The organism is Candidatus Andeanibacterium sp., from assembly GCF_057143545.1.
This window is the reverse complement of sequence record NZ_DBNHSF010000162.1, coordinates 1-12,302: the sequence shown is the minus strand read 5'-3', so window position 1 is coordinate 12,302 and position 12,302 is coordinate 1. Positions and strand designations below refer to the sequence as shown.

The 12,302-nt window shown below is 65.2% G+C and carries 15 protein-coding genes; 9 read left to right on the top strand and 6 right to left on the bottom strand.

Annotated elements, in window-relative coordinates; translation table 11 throughout:
• Window positions 1-222: 222 nt before the first annotated feature.
• Entirely contained in the window at window positions 223-942 is a 720-nt protein-coding gene (locus tag AC16XC_RS09505) for an SDR family NAD(P)-dependent oxidoreductase (RefSeq protein WP_484034414.1), read from the bottom strand.
• Window positions 943-1,088: 146 nt separating this feature from the next.
• On the opposite strand from AC16XC_RS09505, the gene sdhC reads away from it, so the two are divergent.
• Genes sdhC through sdhA form a run of 3 tightly spaced genes read left to right on the top strand, consistent with a single transcriptional unit; the run spans window position 1,089 to window position 3,749 of the window.
• A complete protein-coding gene (gene sdhC / locus AC16XC_RS09500; RefSeq protein WP_484034413.1) occupies window positions 1,089-1,469 on the top strand; it encodes a succinate dehydrogenase, cytochrome b556 subunit in 381 nt (126 codons plus the stop codon).
• 10 nt (window positions 1,470-1,479) lie between these two features.
• Window positions 1,480-1,914 carry a succinate dehydrogenase, hydrophobic membrane anchor protein gene (sdhD, locus tag AC16XC_RS09495; protein ID WP_484034412.1) on the top strand — a complete coding sequence of 145 codons (435 nt, stop codon included), beginning with the start codon at window positions 1,480-1,482 and terminating at the stop codon, window positions 1,912-1,914.
• A complete protein-coding gene (gene sdhA / locus AC16XC_RS09490; RefSeq protein WP_484034411.1) occupies window positions 1,914-3,749 on the top strand; it encodes a succinate dehydrogenase flavoprotein subunit in 1,836 nt (611 codons plus the stop codon). Before sdhD ends, sdhA begins: the two co-directional genes overlap by 1 nt.
• A 73-nt stretch (window positions 3,750-3,822) precedes the next feature.
• Here sdhA and AC16XC_RS09485 read toward each other — a convergent pair whose 3' ends face one another.
• From AC16XC_RS09485 to AC16XC_RS09475, 3 genes are read right to left on the bottom strand one after another with little or no spacing between them, the layout of a single operon-like run.
• Window positions 3,823-4,107: a type II toxin-antitoxin system RelE/ParE family toxin gene (locus tag AC16XC_RS09485; protein ID WP_484034410.1), complete on the bottom strand. Its 285-nt coding sequence runs from the start codon at window positions 4,105-4,107 to the stop codon at window positions 3,823-3,825.
• On the bottom strand, window positions 4,107-4,349 hold the full coding sequence (locus AC16XC_RS09480) for a type II toxin-antitoxin system ParD family antitoxin (RefSeq protein WP_484034409.1): 243 nt from the start codon (window positions 4,347-4,349) through the stop codon (window positions 4,107-4,109). Before AC16XC_RS09480 ends, AC16XC_RS09485 begins: the two co-directional genes overlap by 1 nt.
• A 48-nt stretch (window positions 4,350-4,397) precedes the next feature.
• A complete protein-coding gene (locus tag AC16XC_RS09475) occupies window positions 4,398-4,826 on the bottom strand; it encodes an RrF2 family transcriptional regulator (protein ID WP_484034408.1) in 429 nt (142 codons plus the stop codon).
• 78 nt (window positions 4,827-4,904) lie between these two features.
• On the opposite strand from AC16XC_RS09475, the gene AC16XC_RS09470 reads away from it, so the two are divergent.
• The 4 genes from AC16XC_RS09470 to AC16XC_RS09455 are packed head-to-tail and all read left to right on the top strand — an operon-like array spanning window position 4,905 to window position 7,144.
• Window positions 4,905-5,405, top strand: coding sequence for a group III truncated hemoglobin (locus AC16XC_RS09470; protein WP_484034407.1), 501 nt, complete (start codon window positions 4,905-4,907; stop codon window positions 5,403-5,405).
• Window positions 5,398-5,826: a hypothetical protein gene (locus AC16XC_RS09465; RefSeq protein ID WP_484034406.1), complete on the top strand. Its 429-nt coding sequence runs from the start codon at window positions 5,398-5,400 to the stop codon at window positions 5,824-5,826. The genes AC16XC_RS09470 and AC16XC_RS09465 overlap by 8 nt, the downstream gene beginning before the upstream one ends.
• Window positions 5,823-6,134 (top strand): TehB-like domain-containing protein, encoded by a 312-nt coding sequence (locus AC16XC_RS09460; RefSeq protein ID WP_484034405.1) that lies wholly within the window; start codon window positions 5,823-5,825, stop codon window positions 6,132-6,134. Before AC16XC_RS09465 ends, AC16XC_RS09460 begins: the two co-directional genes overlap by 4 nt.
• 35 nt (window positions 6,135-6,169) lie before the next feature.
• Window positions 6,170-7,144, top strand: a complete 975-nt coding sequence (locus AC16XC_RS09455) for an MBL fold metallo-hydrolase (protein ID WP_484034404.1) — start codon at window positions 6,170-6,172, stop codon at window positions 7,142-7,144.
• Here AC16XC_RS09455 and AC16XC_RS09450 read toward each other — a convergent pair.
• Window positions 7,131-9,119, bottom strand: coding sequence for a TIR domain-containing protein (locus tag AC16XC_RS09450; RefSeq protein ID WP_484034403.1), 1,989 nt, complete (start codon window positions 9,117-9,119; stop codon window positions 7,131-7,133). The genes AC16XC_RS09455 and AC16XC_RS09450 overlap by 14 nt on opposite strands.
• 53 nt (window positions 9,120-9,172) lie before the next feature.
• Window positions 9,173-10,354, bottom strand: a complete 1,182-nt coding sequence (locus AC16XC_RS09445; RefSeq protein ID WP_484034402.1) for an alpha-hydroxy acid oxidase — start codon at window positions 10,352-10,354, stop codon at window positions 9,173-9,175.
• 155 nt (window positions 10,355-10,509) lie between these two features.
• On the opposite strand from AC16XC_RS09445, the gene AC16XC_RS09440 reads away from it, so the two are divergent.
• Both AC16XC_RS09440 and AC16XC_RS09435 read left to right on the top strand, forming a co-directional pair.
• Window positions 10,510-10,899 (top strand): BlaI/MecI/CopY family transcriptional regulator, encoded by a 390-nt coding sequence (locus AC16XC_RS09440; RefSeq protein WP_484034401.1) that lies wholly within the window; start codon window positions 10,510-10,512, stop codon window positions 10,897-10,899.
• Window positions 10,896-12,302: M56 family metallopeptidase (locus tag AC16XC_RS09435; protein ID WP_484034400.1), on the top strand; the 1,407-nt coding region annotated here is incomplete at its 3' end. The genes AC16XC_RS09440 and AC16XC_RS09435, both read left to right, overlap by 4 nt.

Below are 12,302 nucleotides of genomic sequence, written 5' to 3'. Positions count from 1 at the left end.
CCCTTGTCGCCGGTGATCAGGATTGCCGCGATCCCGCAGGTGCCGACATAATAGGTGTTGCCATAAACCTTAAACGGCGGACCCGCCTTGTCCCATTCGTCCCAATCGTCGCAGCTCGCCGCCCATTCGCTCATGGCTGTGGCGGGGCCGGCCTCTGGTTCGGCTTTTGCCGGGCCAGTATTTGCGCAGGACGCGAGCAGCAGTGCCGCAAGCGGCAACCGCTTAGCGGACATAGCTCGCCCCATTGGCGTCGATCACTGCGCCGGTCATGCTCGGCGGCGCGTCGAGCGCGCAGAAGGCGGCGATGGTGGCGATCTCCTCCGGCTCGGCGACCCGGCCGAGCGGGATATCGCCCAAGCGGCCCGGGCCGCCGCGGGTGGCGAGGTAATCGTCGGCCATGGCGGTGTCGGTAAAGCCAGGCGCAATCGCGAAGCTCAGGATCCCGTTCAGCGCATAGGCCCGCGCGATCGTCTTGTGCAGCGCGAGCATCCCGCCCTTCGAGGCGGCATAGTGCCAGTGCTCGGGCGAATCCCCGCGATGCCCGGCGCGGCTCGCGATATGCACCAGCCGGCCCTCCTGGTCGTTCTCGAGCCAGTGCTTCACCGCATAGCGCGAAAGCTGCGCGGCGGCGGTGAGGTTGATCCGCAGCGTGTCTTCCCAGCGGTCGAGCCAGTCGATGTCGGACGCGGCAATCGGGTTGGCCTCGAAGACCCCGGCATTGTTGATCACCGCGTCGATCCGCCCATGGGGCGAGCGTTCGAGCGCTTCGTCCCACACGATCTGCGGGCCGAGCGGTTCGTTGAAATTGGCGACGATCGTGTCGTCGTCATATGGCCTGCTGGCATGGCAGATCACCAGGCAATTGCGCGCCTGCAATTGCTCGACGATCGCCGCGCCGATCCCGCGGCTCGATCCGGTGACCAGGATGACAGGCGCGCTCATCGCCCGATCATGCCGTTGGTGCCGGGCGAAGTCGAGAAAAGAACGGAGAAATGGCGGGACTTGCGCTTGCCTCGCGCGGCGTAATCGCTAAGGGAGGCGCGAGCGTTGCGCCCGTTGGCGGGCGCGCCAGTTGACCGGATATAGCCATGAGCGAGCGTCCACTTTCCCCGCATCTCTCCATCTGGAAATGGGGCCCGGCGATGCTGGTCTCGATCCTCCACCGGCTGACGGGCGACGGGATGGCGCTGGTCGGGCTCGGCGTGTTGTTGTGGTGGCTCGGCGCGCTGGCCGCCGGCGAAACCGCCTATGGCGAATTCGTCGAACTGGCGACGACCCCTTACGGCTATGTGGTACTGGTCGGGCTCAGCTGGGCGTTCTTTAATCACATGGTCTCCGGCATCCGCCATTTCGTGCTCGACATCGGCGCCGGATACGAACTCGATACCAACAAGGCATGGTCGATCGCTTCGATCGCGATCGGGATTGCCCTTACTGCCGCCTTCTGGGCGCTGGTCATGCTGCGTTAGGAGGCAGGACATGAATGAACAAACCGCCATGGCACAAGTTAGCGGGCTCGGCCCGGCCAAGGAGGGCGCGCATCACTGGACGGTGCAGCGCTATACCGCGCTCGGCAATCTCTTCCTCGGCAGCTGGCTGGCGGTCTCGCTCGGGCTGATGCCGCAATTCACCTATTCGGCGATCGCCGGCTGGCTGTCGGACCCGGTCCCGTCGATCGCGATGGCGCTGCTGATTGTCTCGACCTTCTGGCACGCGCGGCTCGGCCTGCAGGTGCTGGTCGAGGATTATGTCCATGACGCAGGCACCAAATGGGCCGTGCTGGCGCTGGTCAACATGGCGGCTATCGCCGGGATGGTGACCGGGCTCTATTTCCTGCTCCGGGTCGTGATCTTCGCGATCTCGCAGGAAGCGACCGCTGCGATGCTCGCCCAGGCGATGGGGGGAATGCGCTGATGCCCGACGCTCCGGCGGCCAACGGTTCCGGGCAGCCTGCCTACAAGATTATCGACCATACCTACGACGTGGTGGTGGTCGGCGCGGGCGGGTCGGGCCTGCGCGCGACGATGGGCGCGGCCGAGGCCGGCCTCAAGACCGCCAATATTTCGAAGGTCTTCCCGACCCGCAGCCACACGGTGGCGGCGCAAGGGGGGATTGCCGCCAGCCTTGGCAATATGGGGCCGGATCACTGGACCTGGCACATGTACGACACCGTCAAGGGGTCGGACTGGCTGGGCGACCAGGACGCGATCGAATACCTCGTGCGCGAGGCGCCGCAGGCGGTCTACGAGCTCGAACATGCCGGGGTGCCGTTTTCGCGCACCGCCGAAGGCAAGATCTACCAGCGCCCGTTCGGCGGGATGATGCAGAACATGGGCGAAGGCCCGCCTGCCCAGCGCACCTGCGCCGCGGCCGACCGCACCGGCCATGCGATGCTCCACGCGCTCTACCAGCAGAGCCTCAAATACGACGCCGACTTCTACATCGAATATTTCGCGATCGACCTGATCATGGCTGGCGGCAAATGCGTCGGCGTGATCGCGCTGTGCCTCGACGACGGATCGATCCACCGCTTCCGCTCGCAGGCGGTGGTGCTGGCGACGGGCGGTTACGGCAGGACCTATTTCACCTGCACCGGCGCGCATACCTGCACCGGCGATGGCGGCGGGATGGTGCTGCGCGCCGGGCTCCCGCTGCAGGACATGGAATTCGTCCAGTTCCACCCGACCGGGATCTACGGCGCGGGCGTGCTGATCACCGAAGGCGCGCGGGGCGAGGGCGGTTATCTCACCAACAGCGAGGGCGAGCGCTTCATGGAACGCTATGCGCCGAGCGCAAAGGACCTCGCCAGCCGCGACGTCGTCAGCCGCGCGATGGCGGTGGAGATGCGCGAAGGGCGCGGGCTGGGCGAGCATGGCGATTACATCCATCTCCATCTCGACCATATCGACCCCAAGGTGCTGGCCGAGCGGCTCCCGGGGATCACCGAAAGCGGCAAGATTTTTGCCGGGGTGGACCTTGCGCGGCAGCCGTTGCCGGTGTGCCCGACGGTGCATTACAACATGGGCGGCATCCCGACGAACTATCACGGCGAAGTCGTCACCATCGGGGCGGACGGCGATCCCGAGACAGTGGTCCCGGGCCTGTTCGCGGTCGGCGAGGCGGCCTGCGTCTCGGTCCACGGCGCCAACCGGCTCGGTTCGAACTCGCTGATCGACCTGGTGGTGTTCGGCCGTGCCACGGGTCTTCGCCTCAAGGAGACGCTGACCGCAGGCGCGGCGCAGCCGGAGCTGGCAAAGGATTCCGCCGATTTCGCGCTTTCCCGGCTCGACCATTTCCGCAACGCCAGGGGCGGCTCGCCGACCGCCGGGATCCGCGTCGAGATGCAGAAGACCATGCAGGCGCATTGCGCCGTCTTCCGCACCGACGAACTGCTTGCCCAAGGCAAGGCCAGGCTCGCCGAGACCTACAGGCGGATGGAAGATATCGGCGTCACCGACCGCTCGCTGATCTGGAATTCGGACCTCGTCGAAACGCTCGAGCTCGACAATCTTATCGCCCAGGCGAGTGTGACGATCCACGGTGCGCATGCCCGCAAGGAATCGCGCGGCGCGCATGCGCATGAGGATTTCCCGGAGCGTGACGACGCCAACTGGATGAAGCACACCGCGGCGTGGTTTTCGGGCTGGGGCGGGAAGGACGGCGAGGTGCGGATCGATTACCGCCCGGTGCACGAATACACGCTCACGGATGATATCGAGTACATCAAGCCGAAGAAGCGGGTGTATTGAGGAAGGCCGTTACGCCGATTGCAGTCCATGCTGTCAGGGTTTCGGTGAGGGTTCTGGCGACGGCACAGCTAATTCACAGCCACCGCTCAAAATCGCCGGCCACATGGATCACCCGGACAATCTCGATCCGGTCCTCCAGCACTAGGTAAAACACCGCGTGCTTCCTGCTATTCATCCGGCGCAGGCCCGGACGAGGCTCGAATTCCGGGAAACGCAGCGGATAGTCACAAAGCGATTTGATCGCGTCGCGCAGTTCGGCCGAGTATTTCGCGGCTTGCATCGCACCCCATTGTGCTTTCGTATCCCGCGATACCCGTCGCATGTCGGCGGATGCGGCGGTGCGGAACTTGATCCGCATTATTCCGGCGGGAATTCTTCATCGAACCAGCGATCAAGATCGAACTCCTCGTCGATCGGACTCGCCAGCCCCTCATCGATTGCCTCGAGCAGCTTCGATTTGAACGCCGCGCGCTCTTCGTGCAGGCGCAGCGCGTCGCGGATTACCTCGCTGGTCGAGCCGAATTCACCCGATTCAACCTTGCGGCGGGCATATTGGGCGAAATGATCGCCCAGCGAGATCGAAGTGTTCTTTCCGGCCATGCTAAATCGTTACCAAAAATTGGTATCGCAATCAAGCGAGTCGCCCGGTCAGGCCGCCAGCCGCGCCAAGAATGCCTTCGGATTGGGCGTGAGGTCCGCCAGCGTATAGCCATCGAGATGCGCGAGGAACGCTGCCAGCGCGCCCGACAGCGCGGGCTTCAGCCCGCACACGCCGTCAACCGCACAGCCCGCCGCCGGCGCGCCCATGCAGCTCACGAAGCTGTCGAGCTTCTCGAATTCGCGGACCACTTCGCCAACCACGATGTCTTTTGCCGGGCGGGCCAGCTCCATCCCGCCGCCGCGCCCGCGCGTCGTGACGATATAGCCCAGCGCTTGCAGTTCCTGCGCGACCTTGGCGAGGTGGTTGCGCGAGATGCCATATTGCCGCGCGACATCGTCGACCGAGAGCCGCTCCTTCCTGGCGGCGAGCGCCATCAGGATGCGCAGGGCATAATCGCTGTGAAGGCTGAGCTGCATGAAATAGGTATTTCAGATATTGCTTTTTAGCGCAAGGCTCTTTAATAGGTATCCAGAAAGCCTATTTGGAGTCGCACGATGCTCGATCCTTCGCAAGCAGCCGTCGATCACGACCGCCCGGGTCACGACCATGTCCGCGCCATGCGCGAGGCCAAGCGCGCCGCCGCCGAAGCGATCGGGATCGATGCCGATTACGTTTCGAGTTTCGTCGACCGTTTCTATGCCCGCATCCGCGAGGATCGTCTGCTCGGCCCGATCTTTGCCGAACGGATTTCCGACTGGGACGCCCATCTCGCGAAAATGAAGCAGTTCTGGCGCTCGATCCTGCACAATAGCGGCGAGTTTCGCGGCAATCCGATGGTCAAGCATATCGCCATACAAGGGCTGGAGGCGCGCCATTTCGCCCATTGGCTCGAACTGTTCTATCAAACCCTGCGCGACGAGGAGCCCGATCCCGCGGCGACTGCGGAGGTCGGCAGGCGCGCGCGGATGATCGCCGACAGCCTGCTCACCGGAATCGAGCTGCAGCGCACCGGCCTATCCGGCGCGCGAGCCGGAAAGGACTTGCCCCATGTTTGATCAATACGACACGCAATTGCAGGAACTGGAACTGCTGGCGGAAACGGACCGGGACCGCCAGCCCGATCCATCCGAACGGCGTCCCGAGGGCTTCCAGCTTCCCGGCCCCCTTTGGCGGGCGATGTTCGCGCTCTATGCTGTCTTTATCGGCGCCCTGGCGCTGGCGGCCGGGGGCAGCGGCCCGGCCCGCTTCATGCTGGTTGTCGCCGCCCTGTTCATGCTGGTCTATTTTGTAACTGCCACGATTCTCGCAAGGCTGGGCGGGGTCGACCGCGGGACAGTCGGACCAGCGAAGCCGCTCCAGACGATCTATGGCCCGTTGAGCGCACGCGACACCTGGGTCCAGGTGCTGCTGATCCCGGCGGCCCTCGCGATATTCGGCATCAGCGTACTGATCGTGGTCAGCCTGGCGGGCGCGTGAGTTCCTCCACCGCCATGCCCGGTATCCGCCCCGCAAACCTGCCCGGCAATGTCAGGCCCTATCGCACCATCGGCCCGTTTGGCCGCGAGTCCCTCCCCGCCGGGCTCAAGCGGACGCACGACCTGGCCGAGGGCGTGTGGGGCCTGGTCGAGCTCGTTGCGGGGCGGATCGCATTCGTCTGGGAAGACGGCAGTGGCGATCGGGTGGAGCTCGTGGCCCCGGCCGCGATCGTTGTTCCGCCGCAAGTGCCGCACCATGTCGAGGCGACAGGCGAGTTCAGCCTAACGATCACCTTTCACCGCGCCTGACCCTCCGGAAACGGCGATCGTCGATTGGCAGGTGCATGACGCGGCGCGCCGGCTATGATCCCGGCATGCGGATATTGCTCGCCGGAATCGCCCTGCTGGCCGCTGCGCCCGTCGCCGCGCAGGAGCCCTTCGTGATCATTCCCGGCCATATCGACCTCGCAATCGGGCCGGACGGCAACACAATCGTCCTCGATGCGCCGGACGGGCTGATCGTGATCGACAGCGGGCGCCACGCGGCGCATTCCGAGGCGATCCTCGCGCATGCCGAGGAAGCGGGCCGGCCGATCGCGGCAATCGTCAACAGCCACTGGCACCTCGATCACACGACCGGCAATGTCGACCTGCGGCGCGCATTCCCGGCTGCCGAATTGATTGCAACCGGCGCGGCCGAAGGCGCCCTGACGGGCTTCCTCGCCGAGGCCCCGGCCAATGCCCGGCGCCGGATCGACGATCCGGCGTCGAGCGAGGACGACCGCACCCGTGCCAGCCGCACACTCGCAATCCTGACCGAACAAGGGATGCTGGTCCCCGCTGTTCCGGTAACGGAAAGCGGGGTGCGCATCATTGCCGGGCGGAAAATCGAACTCCATGTCGCCCCCTCGGCGGTGACCGAGGCCGATCTCTGGCTGCTGGTGCCGGACGAGCATCTGGCGATCGTCGGCGACCTGGTGGTGGCGCAATCGCCGTTCTTCGACACCGGCTGCGAGGAAGGCTGGGAGGCTGCGCTTGACGCGGTCGGAGCGGCGCAGTGGGACACGCTCATTCCCGGCCATGGCGCGCCGATGGACCGCGCGGGGTTCGCGCGCTGGCGCACGGCGTTTTCGAGCTTCGTTGCCTGCTCCCGGTCCGATGCCGCAGCCGAGGCCTGCGCCGATGGCTGGGAGCGCGACGCCGCCGGATTCTTCACCGAGGCGGAGGCGCCATCGGTGCGCGAATTGTCGCGCTATTACATCGCTGTGCTGCGTTCCCCGCCCGAGCAGCGGATGGACTATTGCCTCACGAGCAGGTGATTCCGCCGCCTTGCCTGGGCCGACAGAAATCGCCCCAGTCATCGCCTGCCTCCCAGGCTTCGGGAAAGCCGAGATCGACCACCAGCTGTGCGAATGCATCCGTCTTGCGCGCCTCTGCCATGGCCGGATGCCAGAGGTAGAACAGCGCGTATCCTCCGGGGCGTTCAAAGGCAATTCGCAGCAGGTCGACCGCGAGCCGTTGGTGTCCGCGATAGGCTGCGACGAGGCTCAAATTGGCTAGCGCGAATTGGCCGCTGTAGCCATAGGTCTCGCTGGCCCAGCGTCGCAGCGCTGGAAGGTCCATCCCATGGAGATCGGTTCGCTCTTCAAACCCACGGAATTCCTCCGCCGCTAAGGTCAGATTGGGAATATTCATTGCCTTGAGCCAGTCGATTGCTGCCGCCTCGTTGCCGGCAAGAACGCGCGCCCAAAAGCTGTGGAAGATGAAGGGCTGCAGGCTAACCTGGGGGTCGGTCGTTAGCTTGTCGAACAGGGTAGTGGATTCACGGTACCTGCCGTTCATCATCAGCATGAATATTTTGGCGGGGGTGTCTTCGAAGATCGGATCGATCAGGGCCGTGGATTCGCTAATTGAGAGTGCCTTCCGGTTGCGCCCCATCGTCACCGCATATTGGGCGAGCGCGCCGCGAAGGCTGAAGTCTATCCCACGGTCCAGCTCGCTCGCGCGCTGCATCAATGTTTCCGCCTGAGGTAAATCCTTGATGGTGACGAAATACCAAGCCCGCGCCGTATTGCTGAGGGCGACATTCGGGTTGGCGTCCAGTGCACGAGCGGAAACGGCGTCCATCTCTTCCAGCAATCGATCCATTTCCTCCTTGCTCGAGGCGACCGGTATGCGGTTGCCATAAGTGCTTGCTAGGTTGGCATAGGCGCGCACGAAATTCGGATCGAGCGCGATCGCCTGTTCGTAATAGCGCACCGGGACGCTCTGGTCGAAATCCAACCCGTGGATCTGGCCCTGGACAAAGGCGGCATAGGCTTCCGGGTTGTCGGTCCCGCCATAGGCCGTGGCGTTTGCGCCGACATCGAGCGATACGCTGAGCGCATCGCCGATCGACTTGGCAATCTGCTCCTGCACTTCGAACAGGTCGGCCAACGGGCGGTCAAAAGTCTCGGACCAGAGGACTTCACCGTTCGATTTGAACAAGCGGGCTGTCACCCTCAGCTGGTCGCCGCTGCTGCGGATCGAGCCCTCGACAATGTGGGCCGATTCAAATGCGCTGGATGGAGGGGAGCCATCGCTACGGGCAGTCGCAATCTGGAGTTCGGGAATGCGCCGCAGGCGATTGATCAATTCGTCGGATATCCCGTTGGCCAAAGCGACCTCGTTTGGATCGCCCGAACCGCTGGCCGCGAAGGCCCGGACGAGGACGGGGATGCGCTCTTCGGATTGCGAAACCAGCCCGCCGCCGCCGAATGCGGCATAGCCGACCGCCAGCACGGCAATCAGCGCTGCCGCGATCGCGCCGAAGACGATCCGCCGGTCGCGCGACCTGGAAGGCGGGCTGACGGCTCCGGCAACAGGCGGAGGCACCGGCGTTTCCGGCGCCGGGGCTTCCATGCCCTGCATGGAACGCAGGTCGGCGACGAAAGCCTGCCACGCCGGATCGGCCCGGTCACCTTGCCAGTGCGAGAGCTCCGCCGTCTGGTGCAGCTCGAACATCACCGGGCGGTCGCAGGCCTCGATCATCGCCGGCATCAGCGTCCGGTTGCGCTGGGCCAGCGTCGCTTCGGCCCGGACCCAGCGCGAATCGACCGAGCGCGGCGACCACAAAACCACCACCGCCTTCGCGCTCTTGAGCGCTTGTTCGGTTATCCGGTCGTATTCCTCGCCCGATTTGAGGTTGGCGTCCCACCAGACTTCGAAGCCCTCGGCTTCGAAGCCTTGCGCGAACTGCCTTGCCCGCGCGGCATCATCGCGATTGTAGGACAGGAAGATGTCGGGTGCGGCCAAGTGATTTCCCCTCTGCGGCTATATCTCCCAGCAAGGGCGCAAAGACAACAGCTTCACCGCCAGCGCAGATCTTCCCGCGACAGGTCCGAAATCCGTTTCGCGCCCATCAGTTTCATGTCGCGGACGAGCTCGGTCCGGAGGATCTCCACCGCGCGGGTGACTCCGGCTTCGCCCGCCGCGGCGAGCGCATAGAGATACATCCGCCCGCCCGCGACCGCGGTCGCGCCGCAGCTCAAGGCCTTCAGCATGTGCGTCGCGCGGCGGATGCCTCCGTCGAGGATAATTTCGACCCGGTCGCCGACTGCGTCGACGATCTCGCACAGCTGGTCGAAGGGCGCGCGGCTGCCGTCGAGCTGGCGCCCGCCATGATTCGAGACCCAGATCGCATCGACCCCGATCTCGGCCGCGCGCCTCGCATCGGCGACCGACATGATCCCCTTGAGCGCGAATGTGCCGCCCCAGTCGTCGCGGAGCTTGTCGGCGGCCTTCCAGTCCATTCCCTGGTCGAGCATGGTGTTGAAATAATCCGCCACCGAGACCGCGAAATTGCTCCCGGCGGCGACATGGCTCTCGAGATTGGGAAGCGAGAACTTCTCGCGGAAGGCATAGTCCAGCGCCCAGCGCGGCTTCGAGGCGTAGGAGAAAAAGCTTGCGGGCGTGATTTTCGGCGGGCTGGTAAAGCCGGTCCGCAGGCAGCGCTCGCGATTGCCCCCGACGATCGTGTCGACCGTGAGTGTCACCGCATCGAACTTCGCCGCGCGGGCCTTTTCGAGCAGTGCTGCGTTTAGCCCCTTGTCCTTGTGATAGTAATATTGGAGCATTTTCGGGCCGCTGAAGCGCGCGCCGATCTCCTCGATCGAAACGCTGGCGAGGCTCGAGATCCCGAACCACAGGCCGTATTTCTCGGCCACCGCCGCGACCGCGCGCTCGCCCTGCCAGTGGAACAGGCGCTGCAGGGCAGTCGGCGACAGGATGAAGGGGAGCGGCGTGGACTTGCCCATCACCGTCACCGATGTGTCGACCCGTTCGACCCCGGCAAGGACATTGGGCACCAGGTCGCAGGTGTCGAACGCCGATGTGTTGCGGGCCTTGGTAAGCTCGTCGTCGCCCGCGCCATCGATATAATGGAATATCGGAAACGGCAGCCTGCGGTGCGCGAGCAGGCGGAAATCCTCGATATTGTGGCAGTCCGACAGCCGCCTGATCCGGCGCGGGGCGGCGATGTTTGCGCTCATCGGTCGGGTTCCTCCTGCCTGCAGCATTGCTTAGCGCGCCGCCGCCGCTTGGCAAGGAAGGGGATAAGCCCGATTGCGTTCATCCGGCATACAGATTACATGTGTAGTCAATAATCCCGACAGATGGTCGAAACCGCTTTGGTCTGGAGGGAAGCATGGCGGAAAGTGACGACACCAAGCCCGATCGGATCAGCGAAGCCGAACACGCGGTGATGGAAGCGTTGTGGAAGAGCTCGCCGCTCACCGCGACCGAAGTGGCCGACAGCGTCGGCGCGGAACGCGGCTGGAGCCTGCCCACGGTCAAGACCTTGCTGTCGCGTCTCGTGGCCAAGCAGGCGGTCGATACCGAGCCCGACGGTCGCCGCTTCCTCTACCGGCCCCTGCTTGCCCGCGACGATTATCTCGGCGGCGAATCCCGCCGACTGGTCGATCGCCTGTTCGGCGGCCGCGCGGCTCCCCTGTTTGCCCACCTTGCCGAAAGCGAAGCCCTGAGCGACCAGGACCTCGCCGAGATCGAGGCCTTGCTGAAGGAGCTGCGGAAATGATCGCCTGGCTCACCGACACCCTGATCTATACCGGCCTGCTGATCGCGGCCGTCCTGCTGCTGCGGCGACCCGTCGCGCGCCATTTCGGCGCCCAGGCGGCCTATGCGCTATGGGCGCTGCCCTTGCTGCGCTTCGTCATGCCGCCGGTCGTGTTGCCGGCAGAATTCGCGCCCGAAGCGGCGAGCGAGGCGGTGGTTGTCTATGCAACGCCGGTTCGCGCGGTGGAGGCCGTGTCCGCCGCCCCGGCCATGTCCGATGCGCCCGTTGCAGCGACGCCTCTGCCGGTCGAACCGGGCTTCGACCTGTCCCAGTTCCTCGCCGATTACGCCTTCCCGATCTGGATCGCGGGCGCGCTGGTGTTCCTCGCCTGGCGCGGCTGGAGCTATTTCGGAATGCGCGAGGATCTCCTCAAGGGGTCCCGCCCGGTGGGCGAGGCCGGCAAGGTTCGCCTGGTCGAAACGCCGGCGGTCAGCGCTCCGGTCGCCTTCGGGGTGACCGACAAGGTGGTTGCCTTACCGATGGAATTCATGGCGCGCGAGAACCTCCATGCGCGCGATCTCGCGATCGAGCACGAACTGGCCCATCACCGCGGCGGCGACCTCCTGGCCAACATGCTCGCCCAGCCGGTGCTCGCGCTGCATTGGTTCAACCCGCTGGCGTGGATGGGCTGGCGGGCGATGCGCCGCGACCAGGAAGCTGCCTGCGATGCGCGGGTCGTCGCCCGGCGCGATCCGGCCGAACGCGCCGCCTATGGCCAGGTAATCGCCAGCTTCGCCGCCGGACCGCGGCTCGCGCTGGCCGCGCCGATGGCCTGCCCGGTGCTGGGCGACAAATCGATAATCCACCGCTTGAGGAGCCTGACGATGTCCGAAGTTTCCCCGCGCCGCCGGTTTGCCGGTCGCGCGCTGCTGGCCGGTGCGGCCCTGGTCGTGCCGCTGACCGCTTCGATCAGTTATGCCGAGGCGCAGATTGCTCCGCCCGAGCCGCCCGCGGCTCCGGCGGCGCCAGCCGCTCCGGACGCGCCGGACGCCCCACCGGCGCCCGATGCTCCCGAATTCGCCTGGACCGATGACGATGAGGTTCAGGTCGAGGTCCGGCGGGAGGGCGATCGCGAGGTCACGATCATTCGCAAGATCGTGAAGGATGGCGAGGCGCCCGAGGATGGCGAACACAAGGTGGTCCGCCGCTTCACCCTGCATCGCGAGGCCCCGATGAGCGACGCGGCCAGGGGCGAGGAAGGCGAACATCGCTTTGCCTATGCCTTCGCGCCGGAAGATTTCGAGTTCGACTTCGATTTCGAGGAGTTCGAGAAGCTGGAGCAACTGGAACAGCTCGAACATCCCAACCTGATGGTTCACTCCAGCGCCGACTGCAAGGAAGGCGATGGGCCGGTCAGGGAAGAA

What these genes read in the sequence shown, in the direction of transcription:
- AC16XC_RS09505 (WP_484034414.1), bottom strand. Translation starts at nt 942, where the DNA reads ATGAGCGCGCCTGTCATCCTGGTCACCGGATCGAGCCGCGGGATCGGC.
- sdhC (WP_484034413.1), top strand. Translation starts at nt 1,089, where the DNA reads ATGAGCGAGCGTCCACTTTCCCCGCATCTCTCCATCTGGAAATGGGGC.
- sdhD (WP_484034412.1), top strand. Translation starts at nt 1,480, where the DNA reads ATGAATGAACAAACCGCCATGGCACAAGTTAGCGGGCTCGGCCCGGCC.
- sdhA (WP_484034411.1), top strand. Translation starts at nt 1,914, where the DNA reads ATGCCCGACGCTCCGGCGGCCAACGGTTCCGGGCAGCCTGCCTACAAG.
- AC16XC_RS09485 (WP_484034410.1), bottom strand. Translation starts at nt 4,107, where the DNA reads ATGCGGATCAAGTTCCGCACCGCCGCATCCGCCGACATGCGACGGGTA.
- AC16XC_RS09480 (WP_484034409.1), bottom strand. Translation starts at nt 4,349, where the DNA reads ATGGCCGGAAAGAACACTTCGATCTCGCTGGGCGATCATTTCGCCCAA.
- AC16XC_RS09475 (WP_484034408.1), bottom strand. Translation starts at nt 4,826, where the DNA reads ATGCAGCTCAGCCTTCACAGCGATTATGCCCTGCGCATCCTGATGGCG.
- AC16XC_RS09470 (WP_484034407.1), top strand. Translation starts at nt 4,905, where the DNA reads ATGCTCGATCCTTCGCAAGCAGCCGTCGATCACGACCGCCCGGGTCAC.
- AC16XC_RS09465 (WP_484034406.1), top strand. Translation starts at nt 5,398, where the DNA reads ATGTTTGATCAATACGACACGCAATTGCAGGAACTGGAACTGCTGGCG.
- AC16XC_RS09455 (WP_484034404.1), top strand. Translation starts at nt 6,170, where the DNA reads ATGACGCGGCGCGCCGGCTATGATCCCGGCATGCGGATATTGCTCGCC.
- AC16XC_RS09445 (WP_484034402.1), bottom strand. Translation starts at nt 10,354, where the DNA reads ATGAGCGCAAACATCGCCGCCCCGCGCCGGATCAGGCGGCTGTCGGAC.
- AC16XC_RS09440 (WP_484034401.1), top strand. Translation starts at nt 10,510, where the DNA reads ATGGCGGAAAGTGACGACACCAAGCCCGATCGGATCAGCGAAGCCGAA.